General features: G+C 44.4%; 13 protein-coding genes. 8 read left to right on the top strand and 5 right to left on the bottom strand.

The window, feature by feature from the left end:
• Nucleotides 1-466 precede the first annotated feature (466 nt).
• A complete protein-coding gene (locus BLP92_RS17620) occupies nt 467-976 on the bottom strand; it encodes a DUF421 domain-containing protein (protein ID WP_090844709.1) in 510 nt (169 codons plus the stop codon).
• A gap of 393 nt (nt 977-1,369) precedes the next feature.
• Between BLP92_RS17620 and BLP92_RS17615 the strand changes: the two genes are divergently transcribed.
• Both BLP92_RS17615 and BLP92_RS17610 read left to right on the top strand, forming a co-directional pair.
• Nucleotides 1,370-1,843, top strand: a complete 474-nt coding sequence (locus tag BLP92_RS17615; protein ID WP_090844707.1) for a YtxH domain-containing protein — start codon at nt 1,370-1,372, stop codon at nt 1,841-1,843.
• Between the two features lie 128 nt (nt 1,844-1,971).
• Nucleotides 1,972-2,283 carry a YwdI family protein gene (locus BLP92_RS17610; protein ID WP_090844704.1) on the top strand — a complete coding sequence of 104 codons (312 nt, stop codon included), beginning with the start codon at nt 1,972-1,974 and terminating at the stop codon, nt 2,281-2,283.
• On the opposite strand, the gene BLP92_RS17605 is transcribed toward BLP92_RS17610, so the two are convergent.
• Entirely contained in the window at nt 2,280-2,906 is a 627-nt protein-coding gene (locus BLP92_RS17605) for a GNAT family N-acetyltransferase (protein WP_090844701.1), read from the bottom strand. The genes BLP92_RS17610 and BLP92_RS17605 overlap by 4 nt on opposite strands.
• 97 nt (nt 2,907-3,003) lie before the next feature.
• On the opposite strand from BLP92_RS17605, the gene BLP92_RS17600 reads away from it, so the two are divergent.
• Nucleotides 3,004-3,375 carry a DUF423 domain-containing protein gene (locus BLP92_RS17600; RefSeq protein WP_090844699.1) on the top strand — a complete coding sequence of 124 codons (372 nt, stop codon included), beginning with the start codon at nt 3,004-3,006 and terminating at the stop codon, nt 3,373-3,375.
• A 514-nt stretch (nt 3,376-3,889) separates the two neighbouring features.
• On the opposite strand, the gene hemQ is transcribed toward BLP92_RS17600, so the two are convergent.
• Nucleotides 3,890-4,639, bottom strand: coding sequence for a hydrogen peroxide-dependent heme synthase (hemQ, locus tag BLP92_RS17595; protein WP_090844697.1), 750 nt, complete (start codon nt 4,637-4,639; stop codon nt 3,890-3,892).
• Nucleotides 4,640-5,090: 451 nt separating this feature from the next.
• Between hemQ and BLP92_RS17590 the strand changes: the two genes are divergently transcribed.
• On the top strand, nt 5,091-6,473 hold the full coding sequence (locus BLP92_RS17590) for an ABC transporter substrate-binding protein (protein ID WP_090844694.1): 1,383 nt from the start codon (nt 5,091-5,093) through the stop codon (nt 6,471-6,473).
• Between the two features lie 61 nt (nt 6,474-6,534).
• On the opposite strand, the gene BLP92_RS17585 is transcribed toward BLP92_RS17590, so the two are convergent.
• Nucleotides 6,535-7,278, bottom strand: a complete 744-nt coding sequence (locus tag BLP92_RS17585) for an enoyl-CoA hydratase/isomerase family protein (protein WP_090844691.1) — start codon at nt 7,276-7,278, stop codon at nt 6,535-6,537.
• A 347-nt stretch (nt 7,279-7,625) separates the two neighbouring features.
• Nucleotides 7,626-9,539 (bottom strand): oxidoreductase, encoded by a 1,914-nt coding sequence (locus tag BLP92_RS17580; RefSeq protein ID WP_090844688.1) that lies wholly within the window; start codon nt 9,537-9,539, stop codon nt 7,626-7,628.
• Between the two features lie 190 nt (nt 9,540-9,729).
• Between BLP92_RS17580 and pta the strand changes: the two genes are divergently transcribed.
• From pta to aceA, 4 genes are all read left to right on the top strand, one after another.
• The gene (gene pta / locus BLP92_RS17575) at nt 9,730-10,707 is read left to right on the top strand and encodes a phosphate acetyltransferase (protein ID WP_090844685.1); all 978 of its coding nucleotides are present in this window, start codon (nt 9,730-9,732) and stop codon (nt 10,705-10,707) included.
• Between the two features lie 335 nt (nt 10,708-11,042).
• Nucleotides 11,043-13,217 carry a malate synthase G gene (locus BLP92_RS17570; RefSeq protein WP_090844683.1) on the top strand — a complete coding sequence of 725 codons (2,175 nt, stop codon included), beginning with the start codon at nt 11,043-11,045 and terminating at the stop codon, nt 13,215-13,217.
• Nucleotides 13,218-13,241: 24 nt separating this feature from the next.
• Entirely contained in the window at nt 13,242-13,529 is a 288-nt protein-coding gene (locus BLP92_RS17565) for a hypothetical protein (RefSeq protein ID WP_139148975.1), read from the top strand.
• Nucleotides 13,530-13,602: 73 nt separating this feature from the next.
• On the top strand, nt 13,603-14,865 hold the full coding sequence (gene aceA, locus BLP92_RS17560) for an isocitrate lyase (protein ID WP_090844677.1): 1,263 nt from the start codon (nt 13,603-13,605) through the stop codon (nt 14,863-14,865).
• Nucleotides 14,866-15,041: the final 176 nt, after the last annotated feature.

Here is a 15,041-nt window from a genome sequence, read left to right as displayed (position 1 = left end):
ATTTAACCAATTAACTTTGACTGTTTAAACCTTTACTCAAGGCTTTTTGAGCATAAGAACGATTGGAAATTAATAACCATAAAAATAAATTCACTTTTTACGCGTAAGAGCCTCAGACTTTAACAGAGACACTCATGCAAAATTTTTGCACCATGAAGTATGAAAATTAATACTGCTGTGTAACGAAGGAGAGGACACCCAAAGGATCAGCGCAGTTGGAGAATCCATTTTGGCGGACGTTCTTTCCGTCAAAATTAGTCGAGAACAAGCCCTTGGGTAAGCCTCTCCGAAAGTGAAGCAGCAGTATTACTTCTTTTTAGCAGAACTTTTATTTTCAAGGTAGCCTAATAAAAAAGAAGGCGCTCTGTGATCAAAAAACAGAGCGCCTTCTCTTTTTTTGTATGGAAAGATTCAGCGAAAGTCTTTTATGAATGCTGTCTTCGGTAAGTTTGCGAGGAGATCAAATTTACTCTCCTTTTAAATCTTTTATTACAGTTTCTTTTTCTCCCGAGCCGGATTCGATTACTGATAGTGAACCATCTGTTTCGAGAACGACTGCCTCGACCTTTTCAAAAGAAGCTTTTCCATTTTTCCGCACCGCCTGCTTAATTTCATCCTCATTCATCCGCTCCTTGCGCATTGCCTCTCCAATAAACGCTCCTTTATAGTAAAGCAAGCGGGGGTCTCCTTTTATCATTTTATTAAATGAAGCCGATCTCACTGAAAACCAGGTAACAATATATTGCAGAAAAATAAGTATGGCTAATCCTGTAAGTCCTTCTACATAGGAAACATCAGCGTTTAACAGTATAGTAGCTACTGTTGAGCCAAGAGCAATCGTAATAATAAAATCGAACATATTCATTTTCGACAATGTTCTTTTGCCGGAGGCTCTCAGCATCAGAATGAGCACAGGATATGTTAAAACAGCAATAATAACAGTTCTATAAATACCTTCCCAATTATCAAAAAACATATTACCACTCCTTTCTCCTCTGGACTTTTTACTGTATCTCTTTAACTAGTTCACGCAACTGTGCTGTTTCAAACAATTTTATGGGTATTATTGCGGTCGAGGATGTCTTGGCATGACAAAAGTTCCGAAAAGCACATCAAAAATAAGGATTTTAATACCGTAAATCATTGGCTTAGAAATTCAGCGCTTCTGTAACACCCGGCAGGGGCAGGAAGAATTCTTTTCCAGCCCGACTGTGAATTGTAGATTTCCCAGTAAAACATGGATGAATTGCGCGCTTGAAAATGGAAGAGAAAAGAAGTTCTTGTTTAAAAATTATCAAAGGGTGGAACCTTAACTATTATAAAGGCATATAAAAATTCTGAAACAATATAAAGAAGGAGAGGGATCAATATGGATAATCAAAATCAAGGTCAAGGAAGCGCAGGGAAAAAACTGCTTACAGGAATGGCGGCAGGAGCTTTAATCGGTGTAGCTGCTGTAATGCTGGATTCCAATGCACGCAGAAAGGTAATTGACACTACCACGGAAATGAAAGATTCCACGATGAGAATGGCAGGAGAGGTCAGAAACGATCCACAGGGTACGAAAGATCAGATTATGGAGCGCGTAGAATCTGCGGCAGACATCTTAAAAAATACTGTAGGCGACCTGCAGAACTTATATGACAAAGCGAACAATGAAGTGTTTGACCAGGCGAAAGAAGTAAAAGAAGATGTAGAAAAAACACTTTCTTCTGCAAAAAATATCGGCGAAGAGTTAAAAGAAGTCGGCTCTCAGGTAGGGGAAGCGAAAGAGGAACTTACCAGCGAAGGATCGGATTCTTCTGAAAGCACCGGCCAGGACAACAGCCGCCCGATTCAGTAATAGATAACATGCAATAAAATAAACAGAAAAAGGCTGTCCTTATATTGGGCAGCCTTTTTCTGCTGCAGGAAGGTTTTGTTTTCAGCAGGAAAAGAGTAAAATAAAGCTGAGAAAGGAGCGGGATAAAAGTGGATATTCCTGCAAAGCTGGTAATTGAGAAAATGGAAGCGGAGCTTGCACGCTTAAAAGCAAGCATTGATCAGCCGCAGAAAGGGTCTTCCTACCGGGATCATGCACAGTCACTCAAAACCTACTGTGATCTACTGCTGGAAACAAAGCATACGGGCACATATTATAAAACAGAAAATCTGCAGCATGCTTCAGTAGAAGATATACGTCCCAGCCAAAATCCGGCGGCTCCAGTGAGGCAGTCGCCGAAAAAAACATCTATATATGATGAAGGCGATGAACCCAAAAGCGACAGCCTGCTGGATTTTTAGCGATAATCAGGATTCTTCCATTCTACCAGAACACCATAATGGAGAGATTCTTCATCGTCCAGATAGCCGGGAATCGGGCGGAGCACCTGCAGCCCCTGTTTCAGCATAAAAGAAAGGACAGGGTCATAAACATTTCCTGCTTCTACTTCCTTAATAAAGGCATGTACATCTAAAGTATCTGCATGTTTATGAAATTCAGGTATGCGGCATCCGGCGACATAACGTTTTAAACCGAGTTCGCGTACAAGCTGTTTTCTGGCTTCGTACAGAGCACCGGCGATGCCTCTGCCGCGGAAGGCAGGGCGGACACATACATCAATGCCGTAAAGTGTATCACCTTGCGGGTCATGAGATTGACGTATATAACCGTTATCTGCAACTTCGTCCCAGGTATGATCCTCCTTGGTAAACGCAGTGAGAAGAGCGGTGGAGGAGCCTGCTGCTTCTTCGCCGTCAAAAGCGATCATGGCCCCTTCCGGAAAAGTTTCTGTGTGAGCTTTGATATGATCTTTGGACCACCAGAGATCTTCCGGGAACGGGGGAGGAAAAGCTTCTTTCTGGATTTGCAGAAGTGCTGGATAATCTGCAGGACTGTAAGATCGGACAAAAATGCTGCTGTTCATATTCAAACCTCCCAGGATATAAGTTTTCTCTAGTATAAAAGATAAGAAAAAGTATGCCAAATGATTGCAGTAAACAAAGATAGGAGCGTTTTATAGGATGAAATTGTTTTTAATTTTAGGTGGAGTAATGTCATTTTTATTTGTAGCTATCGGAGCATTCGGCGCGCATGCGCTTGCCGCAAAGCTGGAAGAAACAGGCCGGACGGCGACCTTCGAAACGGGTGTGCAGTATCATATGATTCACGCGCTTGCCATCGTAGCAGTAGCGATTTTAACACAGCATCTTTCCTCGAATGGATTGCTGCACGGAGCAGGGTGGTCCTTTTTTATAGGAATTATTATTTTTTCCGGAAGTTTGTACGCACTGAGCTTAACAGGCATCCGCGTACTGGGCGCAATTACACCTATCGGCGGTGTAGCGTTTCTCGTCGGATGGGTACTGCTTATTATCGCCGCTTTTGTAGAATAACCAAAGAAAAAGCAGAGCCTCTAGGGAGACTCTGCTTATTTCAGGCTGTTGAAAAAGTATTTTTTCTGTATAAGTATGCACTTTTATGCTTTGCCTTAGAAGGTACGCTTTCCGAAGGGAACTCTCTCAGCTAACCTGCCTCTGGCAGGTGGATCTTCGAATCGTTCTAAATCCTCCCGGAGTCGACCTTCTGCGACTGCAGCTGAGAAAAAAGAGGATTAGATTTTATATAGTATCTCCAGTACAAGCGCAGCTTTTTCTATAAAAACCTATTCTCCATAGCGTCCGGTGGTGACGCCAGTGGGATTGAAGCGTAGTCTGAAGATCCTTTCTTCTGCCCCAAGGGCAGGAGAAATAGCTGAAGACCGGTCGGCAAGCTTCCACCGGTAAGCGGTGGAGAACCTTATACATAAAAATTATAAAAATACAAGATTTCTTACTTTATAAACACTCTGGAAAAAGCAGAGCCTCTAGGGAGACTCTGCTTTTTTAGGTGGGAAAGTACCCCAGTATACTATTCCTGTACTGCGAAAAATGGTTTGATGTCGTCTTCATCCATCGTCTGTCCCACGTAGAACGTACCGAATTCCCCATAGCGGGCACTCACTTCATCAAAGCGCATTTCATAAACAAGCTTTTTAAACTCCAGTACATCGTGCGCATAGAGCGTCACGCCCCATTCCCAGTCATCAAAGCCGACAGATCCTGAAATGATCTGTCTTACTTTACCTGCATATTGGCGGCCGATCATCCCGTGGCTGCGCATCATAGAAGAACGGTCTTCCATAGAGAGCATGTACCAGTTATCATTTCCTTGTCGGCGCTTATCCATAGGATAGAAGCATACATACTTCCATTTTGGCAGGATCGGCTTCAAGCGTGCCTGAATTTCAGGATCCTGAGCCGGATCTTTATCTGAAGGAAGGTAATTACTCAGCTCCACCACAGATACATAAGAATAAGCGGGTTTTGTAAATTCCGCCAGGCGTGTTTTGTTAAAAGCACCTTCCAATTCCATTAACTCATCCATCGTAGGACGCAGCCAGAGAATCATAATATCTGCCTTTTGACCAAGAATAGAATAAATACCATGGCTGCCCTCAAACTTGGCTTGTGTTGCATCCCAAGTTTCTACCATCGTTAAAAATTCTTTTAAAATAGAGTCACGCTCCTCGGAAGAAAGCTGCTTCCAAGCCGGCCAGTCTATTGTTCGAAAGTCATGGTAACAATACCATCCATCAAGCGTTTTTGCTGGTTCTGCCATGTGATTCACTCCGTTTCCTCTGTATAAAATCTTATTAGGCGCACAACGTCTATTATACTAAAAACATTCATAAAACAAAAATTACACGGAGACAGGTGTAAATTAAATGTAAAACTAAAAGCAAGATAAGGAACAAAAGCAAAATCGGCTAAAGTAAGTTTTATAAAAAACCATGCACTAGTTTTTTTCTGGAAATTCATACGTATAATTGTTTATTGTTTAAACTTACTTTCAGGCACTTTAGGACCAATGTTTCAGGGTCGTTAGAATACCTGTACCATAAATTTATATCAAATTGTTTCGTAAAATAAAACCTATTAGTACAATCAATAAACTTTTTAAGGAGAATTATTGACTTATACGAATAATTTGAGTAGGATGTATTTAAATAGTTAATAAATTCAGTAAACTAAGTTTTGGAAGCGTTATCAATTACAAAGGAGGAAATTGTATGAAGAGAGCGTACTTATGCAGCATGTCAGCGGCTGCGTTATTATTTTTAGGAGCTTGTGGTGGAGACGGGAGCAGCGAAAATAACGAAGGTAACAATAATGCTGGAAATGGAAATGGAAATGCGGCAGAAGGTGAAGCAGAAGAAACTGTAGTAGTTGGTGATGATATTGAAGGAGCCACAGAATTAAGTTTTTGGACGTTTGCCAGTAATCATGCAACATTTTTTGAAGATGCGGCAAATAGATGGAATGAAGAAAACCCAGATAATGCGATACAATTAACAGCTGAAATTTATCCTTTTGATCAGATGCACAATAATTTACTGCTGGCCCTTCAGTCAGGTTCTGAAGCTCCGGACATTGTTGATATTGAGCTGGCGCGTTTTCCTAATTTCTTAACAGGAGATATTCAATTAGAATCTTTGAATGATCTGGTGGAAGATGAAATCGACAACTTTATTACAGAAAGATTTGATATTTATGCTGCAGACGGTGAATATTATGGGGCGCCTACCCATTTAGGGGCTACAGTAGTTTATTATAATACAGAAATTATGGATGAGGCTGGAGTGGATATTGATTCTATTGTAACCTGGGATGACTATATTGAAGCTGGTCAGCAGGTGGTAGAAGCAGCGGGGGTTCCGATGACGACGATCTCCACTAACTGGTATGGAATCTGGCCTTTTGTAGCGCAGCAGGGATCTGACTTTTTCAATGACGAAGGAGAGCTTACTTTAGCGAACGAAACGAACGTTGAAACACTCCAATTTGTTTCTGACTTAGTCAATGAACATGAAATTGCAGAAATTACTCCAGGTAGTCATAGTCACACGGAAGAATATTATGGCTTTATGAATAATGGAGGCGCAGCATCTGCTATTATGCCGCTGTTTTATATGTCTGATTTTCTTGAGTATATGCCTGACCTGGAAGGACAAATGGAGATCCGCCCAATGCCGGTCTTTGAAGAGGGTGACGCAAGGACGGTAGGTATGGGAGGCACTGGAACTGCCATTACGAGTCAGTCGGAACACGTAGATTTAGCAAAAGAATTTTTATATTTTGCTAAATTGTCTGAAGAAGGAAATATTAACTTATGGACACAATTAGGTTTTGACCCTCCACGATGGGACGTTTGGGATTCCGAGGAGATCCTGGCAGATAATGAATTTTACGATTACTTTAATGATGATATCTTTGACCTTCTTCTGGATATCAGAGATGAAGTAGAAGGAGTAAATATTACGCCTTACACGCCGGATGTACTGGACGAGATCGATTCGAACGTTATGTTTGATGTCGTGAGAGAGCAGAGTCAAACGCCTGAAGAAGCATTAAATCAAGCAGAAGAAAGTGTAAGACCGAGAATGGAGCAATAAAAATACAAAACACTCCGCTTATTTGTCGAAAAATAAGCGGAGTGTTTTTATATAATTTACATTACTTCGAACGCTGCAGAAATGCCTGCAGTGCTTTTTGATGGGCACGCGATTTTCCGGCAATACGCTGCGCTTTCACTTCTTTTTCAAGAATATCTTCCAGAGGTGCTTCGAAGCCTGCTTTCATATTTTTTTTCATTAACCCATAGGCCGGAAGCGGGGCGTGGACGAGCTGCGCCAAGAAGGATGCAGGGTAGCCAATACCATTAATCAGTCCGATACGCTTGGCCTCTTCTGAATCTATTGTAATTCCGGTGCCAAGTTCAATTGCTTTGGCCAGGCCGACAAGACGCGGCAGAAAATAGGAAGCGCCCGCGTCAGGAACAAGCCCTATTTTCAAAAAGCTGAGCGCGAAATCTGCCTTCGGATCTGCATAACGAAAATCACAGGCAAGTGCAAGACTGAGACCGGCTCCGACAGCAATTCCGTTTATATAAGCAACAATCGGTTTTTCAATCCGGTCCATCAAGTAAAGCAGGCGGTTATAGGTTTCCTCCAGATATTCCCCATGGTCAAATGAAGCGAAAGATTCCACCGGGATGCTTTTTAAATCGGCCCCGCTGGAAAAAGCGTCTCCTGTTCCAGTAAATAGTATAATGTTTACAGCCGGATCTTCGTTTGCTTTTGAAAAAGCATCATAAAGCTGCTCATGCATCTCTTTGTTAATCGCATTTTTTACTTCCGGACGGTTCATGGAGATGGTCGCGGTCTTATTATCCACGCTGTACAATACACTTTTCGTCATTCAGGTGTTCCTCCTTTTGATTTAGCTCTGTTAATGCTCATTGTTGATAAGAGAAAACTTTGCTGCAACGGACCTGCCGTGGACGAGCTCCTCCGCTCCCTCGTTGCACTGCGGAATCTTCCAGAGGCGGTGTGCATTTTCACAGTGCACTGGCGCAGTCGACCAAATGATTTTAAAGTCATCTTCATGCACTTGGTGAAAATGACTGCTGGTCGAGCGGAGCAATGCTCACTCTCTAAACAGGTGTCACCGGTTTTCGCTTCGTTTGCTCTTTGCGAAACACTAGAAAGATATTGCTTCTATACAAGCTTTTCTTATATCAACATCGGCTTTAACATAGCCTTAATTTATATAGATCGCGCAGTGACAGCTCCATCGTAGATTGCTCTTTTCGCATCTAATCCAAGCGCATCCTTTGCACCGCCGATAATGTGTACATTCATTCCTTTGGCGCGGAGTTCTTCTCCAAGAGAATGGTTGACCAGTTGACCCGCGGCAATTATCACAGTATCACAGGCAGCGCTTAATTCTTCCCCGTCTAACGTATAGACGACTTTATCTTTTTCAATCCGGTGATATTCTTCAATACCGCCGATCATACGAATGCCTTTCTGCTTCATTTCCATAATTGTTGCCCAGCGCGTTGTTTTTCCGATTCCTCTCGCAAAAGACTTTCCTCGCTGCAGTAACGTGAGCGAAGTTTTTCCTTTCTTAGCCAGGAAAAGTGCGAGGTCACATGCGATACCGCCGCCGCCAATAATTACAATGTTATTCCCGACAGGGACTTTCCCATCGAAAACGTCTTTATAGGAAAGGGCATGCTTCAGTCCGTCAAGCTCGGGATTTCTCGGAATAATCCCAGTAGAAAGAACAACTTCATCTGCAGAAAGCAGCAGCGGATCTTCAGCTGTAACTGTTTTGCCGAGCTGTACCTCGACACCAAGCTTTTCCAGCTGCACACGAAAATAGCGGAGTGTTTCATAAAATTCTTCTTTTCCAGGAATGCGCTTGGAGTAATTCAGCTGTCCGCCGATTTCGTTTCTCTCATCAACGAGCGTCACAGTATGGCCTCTTTCAGCTGCGACCCGTGCAGTCTCCATTCCGGCCGGCCCAGCGCCGATCACCACAACTTTTTTGGGTGAGGCAGAAGGGTAAAGCGGCAGATCGAGCTCCCGTCCTGCTTCCGGATTTACAAGGCAGGTGGCTGCTTTTCCTTCAAATACATGATCCAGGCACGCCTGGTTGCAGGCGATACATGTATTAATTTCTTCATAGGCGCCCTGTTTTGCTTTCGTTAAAATCGCCGGATCTGCAAGGAATGGGCGAGCCATGGAAATCATCTGCACCGCACCACGCTGCAGGATATCTTCTGCATCCCCGGGGTTATTAATCCTGTTGCTTGCGATCACTGGAACGGTTACATGCGGCGCTAGTTTTTCCGCGACAGGAACAAACTGCATGCGGGGCACCTTCATAGATATTGTAGGAACGCGGGACTCATGCCAGCCGATGCCGATATTGAGTGCATCTGCACCAGCTGCTTCGAGCGCTTTTGCCCAGGTAATTGTTTCTTCTTCTGTCGTACTGCCTTCAATTAAATCCACGCCGGACATTCGGAAGATAACGGGAAAGTCACTGCCGACTGCTTTTTTAACCGCTTTCATTATTGCAATCGGGAAACGCAGCCGGTTTTCCAGTGTCCCACCCCATTCGTCCGTTCGCTGGTTTGTGACAGGGGAAACGAATTCATTAATTAAGTATCCTTCAGAACCCATAATTTCCACCGCATCAAATCCAGCCTGCTTTGCACGTACAGCTCCAGCTGCAAAATCTTCAATTGTCTGCTCAATCTCCTCTATAGATAAAGCGCGCGGCGTATCCGGATTGATCGGGGAGCGGATAGCAGAGGGAGCAACAGGATCAAGCTCTGTCTGTGCTTTATAAGCGTAACGTCCCGCGTGAAACAGCTGCAGTGCGATTGCTCCGCCTTCTTCATGCACAGCTTCTGTTAACGGCTGCCACCGTGTGACATCTTCCTCTTTATAAATTGTCATAAAATCCTTGCCCCCGCCGCTGCCCTCCGGACAGACTGCAGCCCCACCGGTAACAATGAGCCCCACGTCGTTTTGGGCGCGTCTTCGATAAAATTCTGTCAAGCGTTCTTCTCCTCGGTCCAGTCCTTCCAGACCGACGTGCATCGACCCCATCATGACACGCGTTCGGAGCTTTAATGACCCGAGATAAAAAGGTTCCAGCAGCATAAATACCCCTCCTATAAATAATGACTGAACATTCATTCATTAATTGGTCTTTAGTATACATCATCCCTATCTTCTTGTCAGCAGGATTCTGAAAATTAAAACTTTCCTCCGTAAGCCTTTTCAACGTTTTATTTATTGCAGCAGAACGGGTATGCTAGTAATAAGGCAACTATTTGAAGGAGGAATTCCTGTGACCGATATGTTTAAAACAATAAAGGAACAAGTAAAAGAAGCCAATCCAACCATTGTTTTTCCGGAAGGAACCGATGAAAGGATTTTAGAAGCAGCTGCACGCCTGCAGGCAGAAGGAACACTGCAGCCGATTCTGATTGGTAATGAAGAAGATATAAAAGAAAAGGCAGAAGAAGTTGGAGCGGACGTTTCCAAAGTGAAAATAATGAACCCTGAAACTTATGAAGGAATGGGAGAATTAGTTGAAGCTTTTGTGGAACGAAGAAAAGGAAAGAACACAAAGGAAGAAGCAGAAAAGATTTTAAAAACACCGAACTATTTCGGTACAATGCTCGTTTATACAGGGAAAGCAGCAGGTCTTGTAAGCGGTGCTGCGCACTCTACGGGAGATACAGTCCGTCCGGCACTGCAGATTATTAAAACAAAAGAAGGTGTGAAGAAAACTTCCGGCGTATTCGTCATGGTAAAAAATGATGAGCGCTACATTTTCGGAGACTGTGCGATTAATATTTCGCCGGACAGCTCGGATCTTGCAGAAACTGCAGTGGAAGCTGCAAAAACTGCAAAAGTTTTCGGCATTGATCCAAAAGTAGCGATGCTGAGCTTTTCCACAAAAGGCTCTGCCAAAAGTGAAGAAACAGAACGTGTAATAGAAGCTACGAGATTAGCAAAAGAAAAAGACGCAGAACTTATGATAGACGGCGAGTTTCAGTTTGATGCAGCATTTGTGCCAAGCGTTGCGGCACAGAAAGCACCGGACTCTCCATTGGAAGGAAAAGCAAACACATTTATTTTTCCAAGCCTGGAAGCTGGAAACATCGGCTATAAAATCGCACAGCGGCTGGGCGGTTACGAGGCAATCGGCCCGATTCTGCAGGGACTGAATCAGCCGGTAAATGACTTGTCACGCGGCTGTAACCAGGAAGATGTCTATAAACTGGCACTGATTACTGCAATGCAGAGCCTGCATAAATAAAATGCCTCCCCCGGAATATTTTCCGGGGGATTTTTTATGTCTGCAGAAAGGAGGAAGAGTCAGGAGAAGCTGGTACACCATAGATGAATCAGAATATAACGACAGCTGCAGCAACGACTATGGACTGAAACTTTTTTCCTTAAGATTTTTTTGTGCTGAAAAGTCGCGGCATAATAATCACTTTCGTTACTTAATCAAAAAATTTCAAAAAAAATTAAAAAATACTGTTGCAATTCAGATTCATTGTTATATAATAAGTTTCATAAACATCAACTGTTATAAAACAGTAAAGAAACTGCATCAGGTCATTTGCACAAATGTAAAGGAGGTTTTTTATGGAAGGGTTTACGTCCATCAGTTCTTTATTTATGAAAAACGAACTGAAACAGTTTCTTGAAAAAGAAGTCCTGCCGGGCACTGGGGTAGAACCCGCAGCACTGTGGGAAGGTATCGATGAAATTGTCAGAGAGCTGCAGCCGGAGATTAAACAGCTCCTGCATAAGCGGGAGGAATTGCAGCAGCAGCTGGATCAATGGCACAGCGAACACCCGGGAGTGCCATCACTTTCGACGTACCGGGAGTTTTTAAAAGAGATCGGCTACCTGGAACCAGAGGTGGAAGATTTCACAGTCGGCACAGAGAAGGTAGATACTGAAATTACTGCGCAGGCAGGCCCGCAGCTTGTAGTTCCATTGAACAATGCGAGGTATGTCATTAATGCTGCGAACGCCCGCTGGGGCAGCTTATACGATGCCCTTTATGGAACAGACGTTTTAAGCCCGGTGGAAAAAGGCAGCGCCTACAACCCGGAGCGGGGCGAAAAAGTAATTGCCTATGCAAAGCAGTTTTTAGACGAAACATTTCCATTGGAAAGTGGAAGCCACCAGGATGTAACGGAATATCTGGTCAGGAACAATACACTCACTGCTGTATTAGTACAGGGGGAGGAAACGGTACTGCAAAAAGAACAGTTTGCCGGTTGGCAGGGGGAAGAAAATGCACCCAAAGCACTGCTCTTAAAAAATAATGAAATGCATGCGGAAGTTCAAATAGACCGTGGACATCCGATCGGAAAAACGGATCAAGCAGGTGTGAAAGACATTTTAGTGGAATCAGCAACAACGACGATTGTCGATGCAGAAGACAGCGTCGCAGCTGTGGACACAGAAGACAAGCTGGAAGTATACCGGAACTGGCTTGGGTTAATAAAAGGAGATCTCACAGCTTCCTTTAACAAAGGAGGAAAAGAAGTCAGAAGAAGCCTTGCAGAAGACAGGGAATACGCAGCTCCATCTGGAGAAATGCTGACTCTTTCAGGCAGGTCACTTCTGCTCATTAGAAACGTGGGACACTTAATGACAACAGAAATGCTGCAGACAGCAGCGGGGGAAGAGGTTTCAGAGGGAATTGTGGATAGTGTCGTAACCTCATTGATTGCAGTACATGATGTGAGGAAAAACGGGCGCTATCAAAACTCTAAGACCGGATCGATCTATATCGTGAAACCAAAAATGCATGGGTCACAGGAAGTGGCATTGACGAACAAGCTGATGCAGAAAATCGAAACACTTTATCAGCTTCCGGCAAATACAATTAAAGTTGGCGTGATGGATGAAGAACGCCGGACTTCTCTTAATTTAAAACAGTGCATCAAAGAGGTGAAGGACCGCATCTTCTTTATCAACACCGGCTTCCTTGACCGCACAGGAGATGAAATTCACACTTCTTTTCTCGGAGGGCCGATGATCCGCAAAAATGAAATGAAGGAAAGCAGCTGGCTCCAAAGCTACGAAGTTTCCAATGTGTGGACGGGATTAAACACTCGTCTTCATGAAAAAGGCCAGATAGGAAAAGGAATGTGGCCGATGCCGGAAGAAATGAAGCAGATGATGGAACAGAAAAGCGGACAAATTTCCGCCGGTGGAAATACTGCCTGGGTTCCGTCACCTACCGCAGCTTCCCTGCACGCGCTTCACTATCATCAGCTTGATGCAAGAGACATACAAAGAGTGAAACTCACGGAAACTGCTCCAGAAAACAAGATGCTGGAAGTTCCGATTGAGGAAACACCGAAATGGTCGAAGGAAGAAATACAGCAGGAACTGGAGAATAATGCGCAGGGAATTCTTGGCTACGTCGTCCGCTGGGTAGAGCAGGGAATCGGCTGTTCGAAAGTGCCGAACATCGATGATATAGAACTGATGGAAGACCGCGCAACACTTCGTATTTCCAGCCAGCATATGGCGAACTGGCTGCAGCATGGCATTGTGAAGGAAGCGGAGCTGAAAGCAGTCATGAAAAAGATGGCAAAACTCGTTGATCAGCAGAATGAAGGGGACCCGGCCTATACGCCGATGACACCTGATACAGAAAGTTCGATTGCTTTTCAGGCAGCACTGGAGCTGGTGCTCGCCGGAAAAAATCAGCCAAGCGGCTATACGGAACCGATTCTGCACCGCAGAAGAAAAGAATTTAAAGCAGCACAGCGTACAGGAGAAATGGTTAATTAAAAAAACGGGAAGGTGTGAATGGATATGTTGACGAAGCAGAGAACAACAGCGAAAGAATTGGTACAAAAGTGGGTAGAGCAGCAGAAGAACAGTGGGAGAACAGAGCAGGAGCTCCGTCAAACCATGTTCGTTTACGGCGATGAAGTAATGGAAATTGACATCAATGAACACCAGGAGCTGCACGTAAAAGAAAAAGAAGATATCATCGTTTTCCGCAAGCCGGAGCCGGAACCGGGACACATCTGCCGCTGCTGTACGATGGAATATGACACTGAGAAAGATGCACTGCAGTGCTGTGCATATATCGATTAAATTTTTTTGAGGTTACTGTTATATAACATATAAATAAAAAATAAACTGTATAATACAGAAGAGGAGAGATATTATGGGTCAAAGAGAAGAGCTTATACAAACATGGGAGCAGCAGCGTTTTGAAGGGGTGGAGCGTCCATACGCTCCCGAGGAAGTATTGAAACTGCGCGGTTCCGTGAAAATAGAGCATACACTGGCGCAGATGGGATCGGAACGCCTGTGGAGGCTTATGGAAGAGGAAGATTACATTAATGCGTTAGGGGCACTGACTGGGAATCAGGCGATGCAGCAGGTGAAAGCCGGGTTGAAAGCAATCTATCTGAGCGGCTGGCAGGTAGCTGCGGACGCAAACCTTTCCGGACAGATGTACCCGGATCAGAGTCTGTATCCGGCAAACAGCGTGCCGAATGTAGTAAAGAAAATAAACCAGACCTTCCAGCGTGCAGACCAGATTCAGACGGCAGAAGGTGGGGGAGACACACATTGGTTCGCTCCGATTGTAGCGGATATGGAAGCGGGATTTGGAGGTCCGTTAAACGTATTTGAACTTGCAAAGCAGATGATTGAAGCAGGAGCAGCCGGGGTGCACCTGGAAGACCAGCTTTCTTCTGAAAAGAAATGCGGGCACCTTGGTGGGAAAGTGCTGCAGCCAACGCAGGTAGCAGTAAGAAATCTTATTTCTGCAAGGCTTGCGGCGGATGTAATGGATGTTCCGACTGTTATCATTGCCCGGACAGATGCGAATGCAGCAAACCTGATCACAAGTGATATCGATCCATATGATCATGAGTTTCTGACAGGAGAGCGGACAGCTGAAGGCTTTTACCGCACAAATCCCGGCATAGAACAGGCAATTTCCCGCGGTCTTGCCTATGCACCGTTTGCAGACCTGCTCTGGTGTGAGACGAGTGAGCCGGATCTGGAGGAGGCACGCCGGTTTGCAGAGGCCATCCATGCAAAATTCCCGGGAAAGAAGCTTGCCTATAACTGTTCTCCATCTTTTAACTGGAAAAAGAAGCTTGATGAAGCAACGATTGCGGAATTCCAGAGAGAGCTTGGAAAAATGGGCTACAAGTTCCAGTTCGTAACGCTTGCCGGCTTCCATGCGCTCAACCACAGTATGTTTGAGCTGGCGCTTGACTATAAAGATAACGGCATGGCTGCCTACTCCAAGCTGCAGCAGGCGGAATTCGCTTCTGAGCAGGACGGCTACACAGCTACACGCCATCAGCGAGAGGTAGGCACAGGCTACTTTGATGAAGTATCCCAGGTAATCTCCGGCGGAACTTCTTCTACACTGGCACTTACGAACTCCACAGAAGCAGCACAATTTTAACGTGAATATCGAAGCCCCGCTGGGCAATCAGCGGGGCTTTTACAGGCTATTGAATAAGTATTTTTTGTATAAGTATACGATTTTATGCTTTTGTCTCCGAAGTGTCGCTTTCCGGAGGGAACTCTCTCAGCTAACCTGCCGTTGGCAGGTGGATCTTCGAATCGTTCAAATCCTCC

It is taken from the genome of Alkalicoccus daliensis (genome assembly GCF_900103955.1).
In the GTDB taxonomy this organism is placed as follows: Bacteria; Bacillota; Bacilli; order Bacillales; family Salisediminibacteriaceae; genus Alkalicoccus; species Alkalicoccus daliensis.
The sequence above is the reverse complement of the archived record's forward strand: the minus strand, read 5'-3'. Positions and strand labels throughout refer to the sequence as shown.